This is a genomic window from Evansella sp. AB-rgal1, assembly GCF_041820985.1.
Taxonomy (GTDB): Bacteria; Bacillota; Bacilli; order Bacillales; family Salisediminibacteriaceae; genus Evansella.
Genome location: NZ_JBGUAU010000019.1, coordinates 59,539 through 74,883, shown reverse-complemented (window position 1 = coordinate 74,883; position 15,345 = coordinate 59,539). Strand labels below are relative to the sequence as shown.

At 37.4% G+C, this 15,345-nt stretch carries 15 protein-coding genes; 2 read left to right on the top strand and 13 right to left on the bottom strand.

What is annotated here, in order from left to right; translation table 11 throughout:
- Positions 1-279: 279 nt before the first annotated feature.
- The 12 genes from ACERII_RS16560 to ACERII_RS16505 form a co-directional block, all read right to left on the bottom strand.
- Complete coding sequence (locus ACERII_RS16560) at positions 280-861, bottom strand: DUF6470 family protein (protein ID WP_373643834.1); 582 nt, start codon at positions 859-861, stop codon at positions 280-282.
- A gap of 248 nt (positions 862-1,109) precedes the next feature.
- A complete protein-coding gene (flgL, locus tag ACERII_RS16555) occupies positions 1,110-2,291 on the bottom strand; it encodes a flagellar hook-associated protein FlgL (protein WP_373643833.1) in 1,182 nt (393 codons plus the stop codon).
- A 26-nt stretch (positions 2,292-2,317) separates the two neighbouring features.
- Entirely contained in the window at positions 2,318-2,455 is a 138-nt protein-coding gene (locus ACERII_RS16550; protein ID WP_373643832.1) for a hypothetical protein, read from the bottom strand.
- A gap of 16 nt (positions 2,456-2,471) precedes the next feature.
- Entirely contained in the window at positions 2,472-4,148 is a 1,677-nt protein-coding gene (flgK, locus tag ACERII_RS16545) for a flagellar hook-associated protein FlgK (RefSeq protein WP_373643831.1), read from the bottom strand.
- A 207-nt stretch (positions 4,149-4,355) separates the two neighbouring features.
- Positions 4,356-4,853 carry a flagellar protein FlgN gene (locus tag ACERII_RS16540; protein ID WP_373643830.1) on the bottom strand — a complete coding sequence of 166 codons (498 nt, stop codon included), beginning with the start codon at positions 4,851-4,853 and terminating at the stop codon, positions 4,356-4,358.
- A 25-nt stretch (positions 4,854-4,878) separates the two neighbouring features.
- Positions 4,879-5,136: a flagellar biosynthesis anti-sigma factor FlgM gene (gene flgM / locus ACERII_RS16535; protein WP_373643829.1), complete on the bottom strand. Its 258-nt coding sequence runs from the start codon at positions 5,134-5,136 to the stop codon at positions 4,879-4,881.
- Positions 5,137-5,230: 94 nt separating this feature from the next.
- A complete protein-coding gene (locus ACERII_RS16530) occupies positions 5,231-5,659 on the bottom strand; it encodes a TIGR03826 family flagellar region protein (RefSeq protein ID WP_373643828.1) in 429 nt (142 codons plus the stop codon).
- 171 nt (positions 5,660-5,830) lie between these two features.
- Complete coding sequence (locus ACERII_RS16525; protein WP_373643827.1) at positions 5,831-6,574, bottom strand: ComF family protein; 744 nt, start codon at positions 6,572-6,574, stop codon at positions 5,831-5,833.
- A gap of 6 nt (positions 6,575-6,580) precedes the next feature.
- Positions 6,581-8,239 (bottom strand): ATP-dependent helicase ComFA, encoded by a 1,659-nt coding sequence (locus ACERII_RS16520; protein ID WP_373643826.1) that lies wholly within the window; start codon positions 8,237-8,239, stop codon positions 6,581-6,583.
- 103 nt (positions 8,240-8,342) lie between these two features.
- A complete protein-coding gene (locus ACERII_RS16515) occupies positions 8,343-9,188 on the bottom strand; it encodes a DegV family protein (protein WP_373643824.1) in 846 nt (281 codons plus the stop codon).
- A gap of 463 nt (positions 9,189-9,651) precedes the next feature.
- Positions 9,652-10,344: a response regulator gene (locus ACERII_RS16510; protein ID WP_373643823.1), complete on the bottom strand. Its 693-nt coding sequence runs from the start codon at positions 10,342-10,344 to the stop codon at positions 9,652-9,654.
- 142 nt (positions 10,345-10,486) lie between these two features.
- Positions 10,487-11,620, bottom strand: coding sequence for a sensor histidine kinase (locus ACERII_RS16505; RefSeq protein ID WP_373643822.1), 1,134 nt, complete (start codon positions 11,618-11,620; stop codon positions 10,487-10,489).
- A gap of 578 nt (positions 11,621-12,198) precedes the next feature.
- Here ACERII_RS16505 and ACERII_RS16500 point away from each other — a divergent pair.
- Positions 12,199-12,837 (top strand): YigZ family protein, encoded by a 639-nt coding sequence (locus ACERII_RS16500; RefSeq protein ID WP_373643821.1) that lies wholly within the window; start codon positions 12,199-12,201, stop codon positions 12,835-12,837.
- A 108-nt stretch (positions 12,838-12,945) separates the two neighbouring features.
- Here the strand turns inward: ACERII_RS16500 and ACERII_RS16495 are convergent, their stop codons facing one another.
- Entirely contained in the window at positions 12,946-13,794 is an 849-nt protein-coding gene (locus tag ACERII_RS16495; RefSeq protein WP_373643819.1) for a hypothetical protein, read from the bottom strand.
- Between the two features lie 521 nt (positions 13,795-14,315).
- On the opposite strand from ACERII_RS16495, the gene ACERII_RS16490 reads away from it, so the two are divergent.
- Complete coding sequence (locus ACERII_RS16490; RefSeq protein ID WP_373643818.1) at positions 14,316-15,335, top strand: LCP family protein; 1,020 nt, start codon at positions 14,316-14,318, stop codon at positions 15,333-15,335.
- Positions 15,336-15,345: the final 10 nt, after the last annotated feature.

Genomic DNA, 15,345 nt, shown 5'->3' with positions numbered 1-15,345 from the left:
TCGACGTTTAACAAAGCCTAGAACTTAAACTCTAGTCCATATGCTAATTTTCGACATAATCTTATTTTACCATCTTTTCTTCATTTTTCGTTTACTATTTTTTGTATATTGACACTACCTATGACACAACACTTTTATTATCATGATCGTCCATATTTTTAGTAATTTCTTTCTTGTGAAAAAGACAGAATAATCTTTTTTTTCATTTATTCGCGAATAACCACTGTCACCTCAACAAAAAGAAGCCAAAAGATCTCAACAGCATCTTTCAACTTCCCACTATAGTTGTTTATTTACATGACTGCCTGAAACGGAAAAAGAGATAGCATTTTTTTGTTGCAGATAAACATTGGATTCCCATCTAGGTATGTGAATATTAGGCTCATTTTTTTTAAATCTGATCTGTGGTCCCTTCCAATCAATATCAACGCTCACTTCAGAAGGAACATAATTAAATCGAACTTTAAAAGCTGTTTTAGGCACATAACCTAGACCAACTTCATAACTTCTTCTCTCACCATTTTCTTTTGCTAATCCAACTATTGCATTTCCACCATTTTCAATCTTCTTTAACTGCTCTCCTTGTCGAGCAACCTTAGCGATATACTGCATAACGGATTGCTTCGTCGAGGCTGCCCAATTAGAAGCACGTCGTAAAGGTGGAATTGACCCAGCATCAGCAAATGCTTCACTTTGGTCAATAAACAATTTGGAAGCAGTAGAGCTTAACCGGAAACTCCCTGCCAAGTCTTGCTTAATATCTAAATCAGCTTGTTGTTGCCGAATAGACATAGAAGGTCTGTTCTGTGAAATTCCCGTTTCCGCTCTTTGAGTATGAATTTGTATTTTAGGTATTTGCAAGATACCACCACCTTCTATGAAACTACTGGAAAAACAGGTTACTATTTATTTGGCTATGTTAAAGGATAATGTTGATATTTATACAATGTTGATTTTTACGGAAGGTGCGAGACTCCTGTGGGAAAAGCAGGCCAGGCGAGACCCCGCAGGGAGGTAACGACCGAGGAGGCTTGCGGTTCGCCCTAGGAAAGCGAGCAACCTGTAGAAAAATCAACATCAAAGTTTAACAGAGCCATTTATTTATAAATCTATCTTAAGAAGTCCATTAATGATGGCTGCATAATCCGTGACATGGATGACAAGGCAGCACGATGAACATTCTCCGCCATGAGTAAGCTGGATATAACTTTTTCAATATCTGCATCCTCATTATGTGATAACGTTCGTTTTGCAATTACTTCTTGTTCCATTACACGATATTCAATCATTTCTACCCGATTGTATCGAGCACCTAGTTCAGCTCGTTCATTAACGACTTTATCGATATTTCGATCTAAAACAGCAAGGAACTCCGTCATTTTTTCTCCAGTGACATTGGAATCCTTCATCGCCTTTTCAAGTTGGATAAGATCAGCAAAAAACTCACTAGAAAAAATATTGTTAGGGTCTATATTTACAGGAATATTAACACCTTTTAGTAGTTCCATCTCTACGACTTGACTATTTGTAGAAACAGCTTGTCTACTAGAAATAACAAATTCACGTTCCTGTAATACCTTTTCATCTGTAACTTGAACCCCATCTTTTTCATAAGTATGAGAATAGTTTACAGATTGAAGAGAACCATTTTCTTCATTCTTAGATAACATAATTGTTTTCCCAGGATTATTCACATTCACAAACAAATACGTATTATCATCTTTTTCACGAAGCTCATAACGATCTCCCATATGATTTAGTACGTGTGAAAATTCTCCAGGTTCAAACTCATTGTTAGGTAATGCATCTAAAGCATCCGCAATACCAGCAAACCCTACATCCAGAAGATTTTCTTGAACAGGAGGATTTGTGGTATTTGTACCATTAAATAAATACTTATTATTTGCTTTTGTATTAGCCAACGACATCAAATGGTCACGTAGCTGCGCAACTTCCTTTGCAATATTTGAACGCTGAGCACTTTCATATGTATCATTGGACGCTTGAACAGTCAGCTCACGGATACGGTGCAAAGCATTAGTAGCTTCATTTAGTGCGGCATCCCCATTTTCCATCCAATTGTACACTTCTCCTAAATTTCTTTTAAATTGCTCTATTTCTGTTACTTGTGTCCGATATCGCATTCCATTCATCGCAACAACAGGATCTTGAGACGCACGACTGATTTTCTTCCCCGTCGACAATTGATCTTGAAGTGTTTGAAGTGTTTGATAACTACCACTTAAATGACGAAGTGAATTATTCGATAGCATCATTTGTGTAACACGCATATTTCTCCACCTACTTTTATTTATATCTACTCTGAAAATACGTAATAGGAAGCTGTCAAGCTACTAATCGATTGCAAGTACTCTGGTAGCATCTCGCCTTTGCTCTCTTCTATTCGCTTCTGTCCACTCACTTTATCAATGGAAGCACCGAGAACCGTCCCCATGCTTCCTTAAGCTAATCTACCTACCCACAACTCCCATGCCGTTAATTATCCGATCTAGCATCTCGTCAATAACGGTAATATTCCTTGCTGCTGCGTTGTAGGCGTGTTGGAATTGAATCATATTCGCCATCTCTTCATCCAAAGATACTCCACTCACGGACTGTCGGCGATTCTCCACCGAATCACGCAAGCTCTCTGTGTTGTTCATGTTTCTTTCCGATTCTCTCGTTGCAACAGCCATATTTCCAATAACTCCTTGATAGAAGCTCTGTACATTCGTCGTTGTACCATTGAATTCAAGATTACGATCCTTTACATTTGCTAACGCCAACGCATTGGACCCATCCCCTGCAAACGCTACTGCTAACGGATTACCATTCGTTGCCCCAGATGCGGCGATAGTATTTAATTCGTTCAAAATGTTTTCACTAACACGAAGCATGCCGGCAGCACCTTTTATATTATTATCACCAATAACACCATTTGGCCCTTCATTGAACGTAAAGAAATGATATCCTTCTGTTGTTCCATCATCCTGGATAAATTTTCCACCAGTTTCGATCTCTGACAAGCTCCATCCAGATGCATGAACTTTATTAAACTCTTCAACAAAGGTAAACACCATCAAATCAAGCTCCGCTTTCATCCCAGGAATTATGCCCTTCTCCATCTCACCAGTCATATATCCATAAGCCTCTATCGTAGCCTTCAATCCACCTGGTGGCATAAAGCGATCCAAATTAGTAAATTGAGCAACACCCTTTTGCTCTTTCAACGTATCCATATCTACTTTTCCACTACTATCCTTTGCCGCCTCCACCGCTCGAGGATTAGCAAAATACATACCATCCACTAGCTTTGTGTTCTCATCATACGAAAGATGAAGCTCATTCGCTTCTAGACGACTTCCATCTACTAACGTCACACCTAGGTCTCTTCCGTTTTCATCAAGTAGCTTAATCGTGTACCTGCCTGCAGCCGATTCCCTTGCCAAGCCTCCACTATTCACCTGCTCCACACTCACGTTCAAATATAAGGAAAGCTCATCCACCAACTTATCTCGACTATCATACAAATCATTAGGAACTAATCCATTCGGCTCAATCCCTGCAATTAACTTATTAAGATCATTGATTTGACGAGCCAACGAATTAATATGGTCCTTTTGAACCTCAACCTGCTGATGATAATCACGCTGAACCGATTCCAACGAATTATACGTATAATTAAACGTCTCCGCTAACGCAATCCCCTGCTGACGAACAACAGACCTCGCACCTGAATCCTCAGGATGTACCGATAGATCCTGAAGAGAACGCCAAAACCTATCCATTGAATTTGCCAACCCATTTTCTGTAGGCTCATTCATAATATCTTCTACTTTCATATATGCTGTGTGCTTAGCCGACCAATATCCATTTTGATTATTTTCCGCACGAAACTGTAGATCTAAAAAACTTTCACGAATACGTTGAACATCACTCACCTTCACACCTGTTCCAATCTGACCAGGAATCAACGGTGGAGTTAACGAAGGAGTAGGAAACGCATTCGTTGTAGCAAAATTCACCCTCTGTCTTGAAAACCCAGGAGTATTCGCATTCGCAATATTATGTCCCGTCGTATGAAGCGCAGATTGTTGAGCAGATATTGCCCTCCGCATCGTCTCCAACCCATGAAACGTTGATGTCATACCTTACACCCTCTCTAGAAAGAAAAGCACAAAGCGCCCTCTCATCACTCAAATCCAAATATTCCGGACGATAAAAAGCGTTTTTTGCTTTTCATCAGGCAGGTTATTATACATGAGTTGACGGCGCCTGGAGCTAGACAATAATTAGAATTTTATCTTTTCAAACTACCAAATCTTTTTTCAGAAAAAAATAGTAAATCTTACAAACTACGCTTTCGAGTCGAACAATGATTTACCTTCCATACCAACATCCTGCACCTTGTGACTAGTAGGCCGCTGGTAGTTTTCATATTCCCCTCTCGGATACATCGCATCAAGAGATATGTTAACAAATCGCAACGATTCCTCAAGCAACTTTCGATTGAGTTCATTTTGATGTTTAAGCTTTTCTATTTCACTAACAAGTCGCTGCTGCCACAGCAGCAATTCCTGCCGTTCCTCCTCAGGGAAAAACTGCAAAAGCTTATCCATCGTCACGTCCTCTTTCACAAACCCCTTATCTATCATCCAAGCGTTCACCACATGTTCTCTCGTATTTTCTAGCTTGCGAAGCTGTTGAATGAGGACGGTTTCCTCCTTCATTACATTTTCAAGCGCTGGCATATCACCTTTTTTAACCGCGTCCTGTTTTTCCAAAGCATTTTCATTAAATTTTTCATGAACACCTGTTAACGCTTGAAAAATAGTAATAATCTCGTGTTTCATCACTCATCCCTCCCATGTGGTTACTCTACTCATTCCAGTACTCATAAAACTTTCTCGCCGTCTCATGGGCATTGGCTTTGTATGTACCTTGTTCAATTTGATCTTTAATCTTTTCAATTTTCTCTTGTCTATCAATGGCATATTGATTTACCTTCTGCATATTTTGGGCAGCAGATGATATCTCCAATTGATCATGTTTCTTCTGGAGTTCAGTCGACTTCTTTGAACTAACTTCTTGTTGCTTTCGATAAGCGTTTAAAGAATAAATAGGATTAATCTTCACGATCGCAACCTCCTTTTATATACATTCAACATATTATACACAATCCATCTTGTATATCGGTAAAAACGCCCTTCTATTTAACTGTTTTTTCTTTTTACCGTTTTAATCGATCTCCCAACGAAGAATACGTAGTAATTCTCTGGTTTTCTCGACTCTTCTTTCTATCTTCGAACTCTTTCTGACTCTTCAATCCATTTAAACCCGACCGAATATCATTTTGACAATCCGTACAAAGCTTTCCTTCTCGGATCAGCGCTTCACACTTTTCACACGGATACCCCAAATTAGGAAAATCACGCAAATGGATTCTTCCCTCTCGGATGAATTTATAGATAAGATCTATTTCTACCTCTGTATCCTTATGAACTTCATGAAGAGAAGCACTTCGATTTTCTCGCTTCCGTAAATAGTCATACACGATTTGAAACTTACCATCCACTTCTTTATTACAATCATTGCATATAGGACGCAATGCCTTCACAAATACCTTTCCACAACTAGAACAATTAGCTAACTCTGCCATTTGGTTCTCCCCCACCTATTTCTTTCTTATTATATCGACAGAAAAATAAATTAGTTAATAGGTCAAAACGAATAGATTTAGCACAAAGTAGAATGATGCAGAAGTCTAGATAACCCAAATCCATATCTTCCATCTAGTTCGGTCATCATGAACTAATCAAGACCAACCTTGCTATTTCTCCCCAGAAGCCCCAATGGATCTCGCAACAGAAACGGCAGCAACACTCTTCGCTCCCATACTATAAAGAGTCGCACCCGCACTCCGCAACGTGGCACCAGTCGTATAAATATCGTCTACTAATAAAATCCGTTTTCCAACAAGGGAACTTCTCTCTACATCCTCACGTAAAGCGAAGGCACCACTCAACGCCGCTAACCTATCTTCCCTCGTTCGTTTACTTTGCTTATCCTCTGAATTTTTCACCCTATTCAATAGTGGTTCCACCATCCGAAACTTCCCTGCTAACACATCAGCTTGATTAAATCCTCTTTCCCACTCTCGTTTTTCTCGTAACGGAATAGTGGTAACTATATCGAATCCTCCCATTTCCCTCGCTAACGAAACTAAATCGTCGACAAAAAGAGTTGCCAGTTCCACATCTCCTCGATACTTATATCGAGCAATGAACTCCTGAATAAATGGATTATATATGTAAAGCGCTCGATGCAAAAAAGGTTGGCTACTCCAAGGGGGAATCGCCGACCATCTCATGCAATCAGAACACTGGGCCTCCCCTGTCATCTTCACATTTCCTATGTTAGGTCGTCCGCACTCTTTGCATATAACGCTCGTTATCTTCTCCATTTTACTGTTGCATTCATTGCAAAGTTTCCCTGTGCCCCCACCTACAACCCACGACCAGGAAAAAGCTACCGCGAAATGCTCTAGACACCATAAACACCTCTGCTCACTCATCAACACTTACACCTCCCTTTCTCCCAGATCATTCATCATTTTAACGTGCTTCACCGCTTGAACCATTTCCTTTGTTTTCCCATAATGAAAAAACACCACATCACCAGTCGGTTCCTCTGGACTCCGGCCCACTCTCCCAGCAATTTGAACAAGTGCTGATTCGGTAAAAATTCTGTCTTCTGCACCTAACACAGCTACCTGGACTCCTTTCACCGTTACCCCTCTTTCTAAAATGGTCGTCGTCACTAAAATACGGGTATTCCCTTTTCTAAATTCCATAACTTTCTCTCGTCGATCCTCATCTCCCGCATGAACACCCTCCACCACCGAATCCAATTCATCACGGAGGATGACAACGACTTGCTCCATTACCTTCACGCTAGGTACAAACAAAAACACTTGCTTTTCTCTATCCATTTGCTGCAACAACCAACGAAATAGTGTTGATGGAATTCGCCTTTTTTGCAACGTTTTATCCCATTGCCCCGCCCATTGGAACTTCGGTACAGGAAGTGGGTGTTTATGATAACGACGAGCTACTTTTACAGACAAGATTGCTTTCGTTTTCGCTTCCCATTTCATTTTTTCATCAGGGGTGGCAGAAACAAACACCGTTAAACTTCGCTCTTTTTTTGCTTGTGATACGGCATATCGAAGCTTTTTATCTACTGTAAATGGAAAGGCGTCAACCTCATCGATGATAACGAGATCAAATGCCTTGTGAAAACGAAGAAGTTGATGAGTGGTGCTTATTACTAACTCACCATTTGTAAACCTATCTTCTGCCCCACCATACAGCGCGATAACTTTCGTTTTCGGAAAAGCTGATTTAATACGTGGTTCTAGCTCTAACACTACATCGGTTCGAGGCGTGGCAATAAGAACACGGAGATTTTTTTGTAATGCAAGAGCAATACCATGAAACAACATCTCTGTTTTGCCCGCACCACAAACCGCCCAGATTAAGAAAAAAGAAGATGTATTTTTTCCAGCAAAAAAATCCTCGATCGTATCACATAACTTTTCAGATGCTTTTTCTTGATAGGGAGATAACGTTCCTTCCCAGCCTAATTCATGGGAAGTTTCATTCACATTTTCTACATCATTCCACGTTAGTAGTGGTGTACAGCTTGAAATGCGCCCCATCATTAAACAACTCCGACAATACACACAGCTTCCTTTACACCGATAACAAGAAAATGTCGCTAACAAGGAAGAATCTGAGTTGCCACATCGTTGACATTCGTATCCCTTCCCTTTTTGAATAATCCCATGTTGATATGTTAGGAAACCGTTTTTAACATGATCGTATATCTCTTTAATGGAAAACGGGAGCTCATCAAGTAGCAGTCTTCGATGTTGTGCAAAACTTTTCAGTTCTTCGTTATACGGGTACAAGTAATTCGGTGGTGGGAAGTAGATTTGTTTCAGGTCATTTTGAAGGTGAATCAGAGGTTTCGGTTCTATCGTGTGATCAAGAAGTTGATAGGCTGCAGAGTATGTTTCATCTTTTTCGTGCCGAGGTAATTGAGGTAGAAGCCAAAGTTGTGATGCATTTTGCGGATGTTCATATGGTAAAACTTGAAGGAAAGCTTCTTTCTGTGTGTAGGAACACAAAGATAACAACTCACGGACTTTGTGAAAGCTGAGCGGATAAAAAAGCATATTATATTCTCCTTTATGAGGTGATAGGGGTTGATTAACAAGAGGATTCACTAATGAGGATGTTAAGTAAGCGGAGTTGTTTTTGGAACCCCGCTTGTGTTTTTTATTGCTTAACCCAACCAATACCTAAACTACCTTCGCCAAGATGTGTTCCGATAACTGGACCGAAGTAGCTTACCGTTACATTGGTGTTCGGGTATTTGTTGCGAATAGTTGATGCCAATTCTTCTGCTTTTTCTTTTCTATTCGCGTGGATAACAGTGATGTCATATGCTTCACCGCTTTTTACATCTTCATCTAGAAGATCAAAAATTCTATTGATCGCTTTTTTGGATGTTCGAACTTTTTCGAATGGTACAATCACCTTGTTTTCAAAATGTAGCACTGGCTTTATTTGCAATAGGCTACCTACGATAAGTTGAGCACCGTTTAGGCGTCCACCACGATGAAGATGACTAAGATCGTCTGCCATAAAATAAGCACGGCATGTTTGTTTCATTTCATGAAGTTTATTGATGATGTCATTGGCGGAATAATTGCTTTGTGCTAGTTCAGCTGCTTTCAACACATAAAAGCCTTGAACGAAACAGCTTATTTCAGTATCAAACGCATGAACATTCACGCCTTCAACCATGGTAGCCGCACTAAGTGCTGTTTGGTATGTTCCACTAATACCGCTCGAAAGCGTGATGACAATGATGTCTGTGTAATCTTGTTTCAACTCTTCATATTTTTGTTCAAAAAATCCAATGGCTGGTTGCGAAGTTTTGGGAAGATTTTCTGTATTTTTCATTTGCTCATAAAACTGCTCTGCGGTTATCTCTTGCTCTTCCTTATATTCTTCTTCCCCGAAGATGACATTTAAAGGAATCATGTGAATATTATTTTTTTCTCGCATCTCTTTTGGTATGTATGCGGTGCTGTCGGTAACTACTGCGACTTTACTCATGGATAGTTCACTTCTTCCGTTAAAATTTAAAATTAAGTAATTATTTATAAATTCGTATTATGTCTATTAACTGTAAATTTATAGTATCAATAGTGAATAGGTTTGTCTATTATTTCAGTCATATATTTACAGGAAAAATACGACAACATACAAAGGTCTTATGTAAAACAGAGATTAAATAGCAAACATGTAGTCTAAGGGGATTTGAAAAAGGTAAATCTAACAATGGGTGGTTGGATTCTAACAATTGCGCCACATATTCTAACAATTGAGCGTTGCTTTCTAACAAATAGGTGTTCTTTTCTAACAATTGAGCATTGCTTTCTAACAATTTGTCGAATATTGACACTCCTCACCATCATTCCCCCCTAAACTTAACGGACATCCAGCACAAATATAGAAACTTCTAAACAACAAAAAAAACCAACCTCCTAGATTAAGGAGATTGGCTTTCCAACATAAATCAATTTACCCTTACCCACCCATTTTTGATCGCTTCCACTACCGCTTGTGTACGATCGTTCATGTTCATCTTTTGTAAAATATTACTCACATGGTTTTTCACTGTTTTTTCACTAATATATAAAGCTTCTCCAATTGCGCGATTACTCTTACCATCTGTCATTAGTTGAAGAACTTCACACTCTCGACGAGTCAATAAGTGTAGAGGTCGACGGTACTCTACTTCTCTGAAACCAATTTCCGAATCCGATTCATTATCGCTTGCTAAACGGCGGTACTCATTAATTAGATTATGTGTCACTTTCGGGTGAATGTAAGCACCACCTTCTCCAACTACTTTCACCGCTTCGATCAGTGCATCTGTATCCATCTCTTTTAACAAGTAGCCCGTAGCACCTGTTTTTAAAACATGAGTTACATACGTTTCATCATCGTGAATAGAAAGTATTAAAACTTTTACATTCGGAAACGTTTCAACTAACATTTTTGTGGCCTCAACACCATTTACATTCGGCATATTTATATCCATGAGGACAACATCAGGCTGATAATGCCTTACTAAATCTACTACTACATCTCCATCATTTCCTTCTGCAACAACATCAAAGGATGGTTCCATTGCAAGAATTCGTTTTACTCCTTCACGAAATAACTGATGGTCATCAACTAAGACAATTTTAATTTGTTTCTCCATCTCTTTTTTCCTCCCCTGGCTCCCATTAACCATTATGTATTATACATGTGCGCTTCATTTCTTCTACTACTTACTATACCGGAAAAATAACAGTGAATAATAATATGATGCACCTTTATAAAAAACAGTTCTTTTTTACTAATTAATTGGACTTTATTGGTATCTGTACCATGATAAGGGTTCCTCTGCCCGGATTGGAATGAATACTCAACTCTCCATCTAACATATTCACACGCTCTCTCATTCCTAATAAGCCGAAAGAACCTTCTTTTTTTAGATTTGTATTGAAACCTTTTCCATCGTCCTTGATGATAGCAGTAGCACCGTTAAGCTTTAACTCTACCTTCACAGCAATTTCCTTTGCTTCCGAATGTTTATTTGCATTTTGAACTGCTTCCTGGACAAATCGAAAGATAGCTACTTCCATATCAGATGGAATTCTTCTCTCTTTTCCAAAACTTTTAAATGTTATTGTCGCTTTTACATGCTCTTGAATATAGCGTAAATACTTTTCTAACGTAGGGATTAGTCCTAAATCATCCAGTGCCATTGGTCTCAAGTCATAAATAATGCGTCTCACTTCAGATAAAGAGTCCTTCACCATAACACGAAGGTCTCGAATTTCCTTCATCGCTTCCTCAGGTCCTCTTTCGGTATAGATGCGTTCTACTATATCTGATCGAAGCAGTACATTTGCCATCATCTGTGCTGGACCATCATGAATTTCTCTAGAAAGACGTTTTCTTTCCTCTTCCTGAACTTGGATAATCTTTAAGCCAAATTTTTGTATTTCCATTGCATCTGCTACCATCTCTGTTACTTGTTTTAAATCACCAGTTAAATAATTTATAACCACATTAATTTGGTTTACTAGGGTTTCAGCTCGTCCAATTGTATCCTGCAGCTTAATTAACCTACGTTCTATATGGTCTCTTCTTTCCCTTAGTTGCTTTTCCTCTTGGCGTAAAACAGCTAACTTTACTTGATAATCATTTGCCTGTTCATACGCTTTTCTTACTTCTTCATCAGTAAATTTATTGAAATACTTACTTACTTCAGCTAGTCGATTTCTCGCAAAACGAGACTGTACTTCCATTTTTTCATTTTTATTAATTATTTCAATAACATTTGATTGAATATTTTCTAGTTCTCGTTTCAATAAGTTATATTCACCACGAGAGTCTTCGCCAATCTCAAATATCTTTTCTCGACTGTCACCAACAGTTTCCATCATTTTCTCTAGTACTTTTTCAATAGAATACTGATTACTAGACATATGAATTCCCCACTTTCAACCAACTCCGTTGTAATGTAGAATGGCTTAGACATATACTTGTCCAATAAATAATATACTAGGTTGAAAGTATTCTAACTATAAGCTACATAGTGGAGCCGGTTCACTTCCAAACCCATTTTACCACCACAAGAGAAGCGTCACAGAATCCAATATGTAAACTTCTTTTTTAAAGAGTGCTCTTGATCTTAGACATACCTAATATCACTCGGTTTACATATGATACCTTCAGAAAAATAGGTACGATCAAAAGACCACATAAATTATTCGAAACACTTCTCAACATTGTGGGGGTACTTTCTATCTTTTCTTTCCATTCTAATCAATTATGATGTATTCTTGACACGCGCTATGTATACATCTTACATTAAATTTAGAGAAATTGACGTTAATTTTTTATATATGGTTGAAATACACGGAGGCAAAAAATAAGATCATGGCGAAAGTCTCGGTTTTATGTAGGTATTTTGACCTAACAACTAATATGCTATTCCTATATTTAGAAACTTTTTTCTAGAATATAGTATAAAGCTACATAATAGAGAGAGAGGACTGGGCATATGCTATCGTCTTACTTTACTGTAAAAGGATACGGAGAACACGAAATCTCGATCCAACGATCACGATTTATTACATTTGTAAATAGAGTAACTTCAGAGGAAGAAGCACAACAATTTATTGAAAAAATAAAAAAGGAACATTGGAATGCGAACCACAATTGTTCAGCATATATGATAGGTGAGAATGACCAAATTCAAAAAGCAAATGATGATGGAGAACCTTCTGGAACAGCTGGAGTACCAATGTTAGAAGTATTAAAACAGCGGAAGCTAAAAGATACTGTTGTGGTTGTAACTCGTTATTTCGGTGGAATAAAACTAGGCGCTGGAGGATTAATCCGCGCTTACAGTACTGCAACTTCCGAAGGACTAGCACATACTGGCATTGTTGAACGATGTTTAACACAACACTATAAAACAACGATCGACTATCATTTTCTTGGAAAAGTGGAAAACGAACTCCACTCTTCTCCGTATGAAATAAAAGATATTCACTACCTCGAAACAGTTCAAATTGAAACGTATGTATTAGTTGGACAAGAAGATGCTTTCGAGGAATGGATCACAAACTTAACAAGCGGACAAGCCAAGATTGAAAAAGTAAAATTACACTATTTAGAAAAGAGTACATCGTATTAGAAGCATCTACAAATACCCTCTTAAGAAATTGAATATGTAGTAGCAGGTATTTTCGAGGGTAGACATAATAAAAACAAGCTTCCTACTTGAAATTAGGAAGCTTGTTTTTTACGTGTCTAATATGGCAATTTCTTCGTCTACTTTTTTAGGAATCTCGTACTGTAAAGTCAATCCCTCAGAAACGAGTAATTGTCCATCATTTCTTTCTAAACTTCTATTAATCAAGTGCAAGTAAAATAAGAATTCGTCATCTTTCATTTCTGTCATATTGTCGACTTCACTCAAGGACATATGAAGCGAAAAACTATCATCATCTGTTTCAAAGATTACAAAAATAACAGACGGCTCCGCTGCAAAGTCAATCCATTTTTTTATAATTAATGTAATGATAATCCTTAATTGATTTATATCTACATAAATCTCCTTCGCACCGTCTCCCTTTACTTCAAAATGAATATGAGGAATAAACTCTGGCGACTGTCTATGAATCTTGTTTTTAATATATAATTTCAAATCAAATAGATTCATCCATTGAGGCTTCGGAGTTGATTGATAATTAATAGTCAAAAAGTCATTCACATGATTCTTCCCTTTCATTATTTCCTCTTGGGCAATTTGGAGAAGCACTTGTTTCTTTTCAAGACTTTTAACTCCCTCTTGGTCTGTTAATAACATCTGTAAAATTCCGTAAACTGGAGTTAATGCATTTAAAATCTCATGTGCGTAACGCAAACTTATTTGTTGTACTAACCTTTCCGTTTCAGGACTCCATACGTGCTCTCTGTCATTTATATTACTCTCTATTTTTCCAAGTAAGTCATCACGCATACTTTCAGGAGAAAGATGTTCGGTATCTATATTACTTTGATTTTCATATACAGAAGTAACTTTTACATTATCAGTACTGTTTTCATTAACAGCTAATGAATTAGGTGTAGCATCAATATTTTTGATCACGACTCCCCCCCTAAAAAAAAAAAAAAAAAATAAAGTAATGGACACAAAATACAACTTTTTAACTAATCGGTTCTAAATGCGTATTGGACTATTCCATTATATGAATCAAAAGTCATGTATTTGGAACGAAGAAACATTATTAAATTAATTTAGAAATGTTTCCACTTTATTGTAATATCTTGTATATTCATCTGTAAACATTACTTTTCCCCATTATTTAGGTGATGTATGCCAAAACGTATCTATATAACTAGTGTTAATTAAACTCAATACTTTATGCCTACTTAGATTTATTATGATTAACAAAACTTACAATTTACCTTTTAGGTCTTTTAAAGTAAAATAGAAATGTTATATTTCTACAAATTACTTTAAATCCTTGTAGTTTTTTGTAAAATACTTATAGAAGTTTAATAGAAAGTCTCAGAATATCAATAAAAATGAATCCTTTCACACGAATTATCCGTCTATTACTAAGGAGTATAGTTTTGTGAAAATAAGGGGTAAAGGAGTTTTACTTAATGAATCAATCTCGAATCGATATAAAGAATAATAAAAAAGCCAAGAAAAAACAAAACAAATTTAAACGTCTGGGCCTTTTTGTTCTAATTCTTTTCCTTGCAATTGGTGGCTATGGAACATATATGTTTTCAAAGATGGCTAATGTTACTAGCAGTGCCCAACAAGAATTAGAACGAGGAGACCGTTCCGTTATTCGAGAACAAGCTGTAAACCCTAGTAAAGATAATATTTCCATTCTTTTTCTAGGATTAGATGATCGAAGTGGTAGTTTAAAAGGAAGATCCGATGCTATGCTTCTAGCAACTTTTAATGAAAAAGACGGATCTGTAAAAATGTTAAATATTCCACGTGATTCATATGTCGAGATACCTGGCAGAGGGTTTGACAAAATTAATCATGCTCACGCATTTGGAGGAATTGACTTAACTATAAGTACAGTGGAGAATCTATTGAATTTACCTGTTGACTACTTTGTAACACTAAATTTCGATGCTTTTATGGAAATAATCGATACATTTGGTGGAATTGAAGTTGACGTACCTTTCACTTTTTCAGAGATGAACAGCAATGACGAATTAGGGGCAATCACTATTTACGAAGGTCAACAGACATTAAATGGAGAAGAAGCTCTTGCTTACGTTCGAATGAGAAAGCAAGATCCTCTTGGAGATTTAGGACGAGGAGAAAGACAAAAACAAGTATTAGAATCTACAATTAAAAAAGGAGCCTCTTTAACTACTATTACTCGTTTTGGTAGCTTAATGGACAGTTTGGAGGATCACCTAAAAACCAATCTAAGTTTTGGAAATATCCTTGCACTTCATGGTTATGCTCCAAAGTTAGGTCAAATAGAATCATTAGCTTTTGACGGAAATAACACAAGAATAAATTCAATAGCTTACTTTCAATTAAAAGATGAATCCGTTGCTGAAATATCACATGCATTAAGAGTTCATTTAGGATTAGAGAAAGCTATTGAAGTAGCCGATACAGAAGAAACAACCACAATAAACGAATAGAATTAGAAAA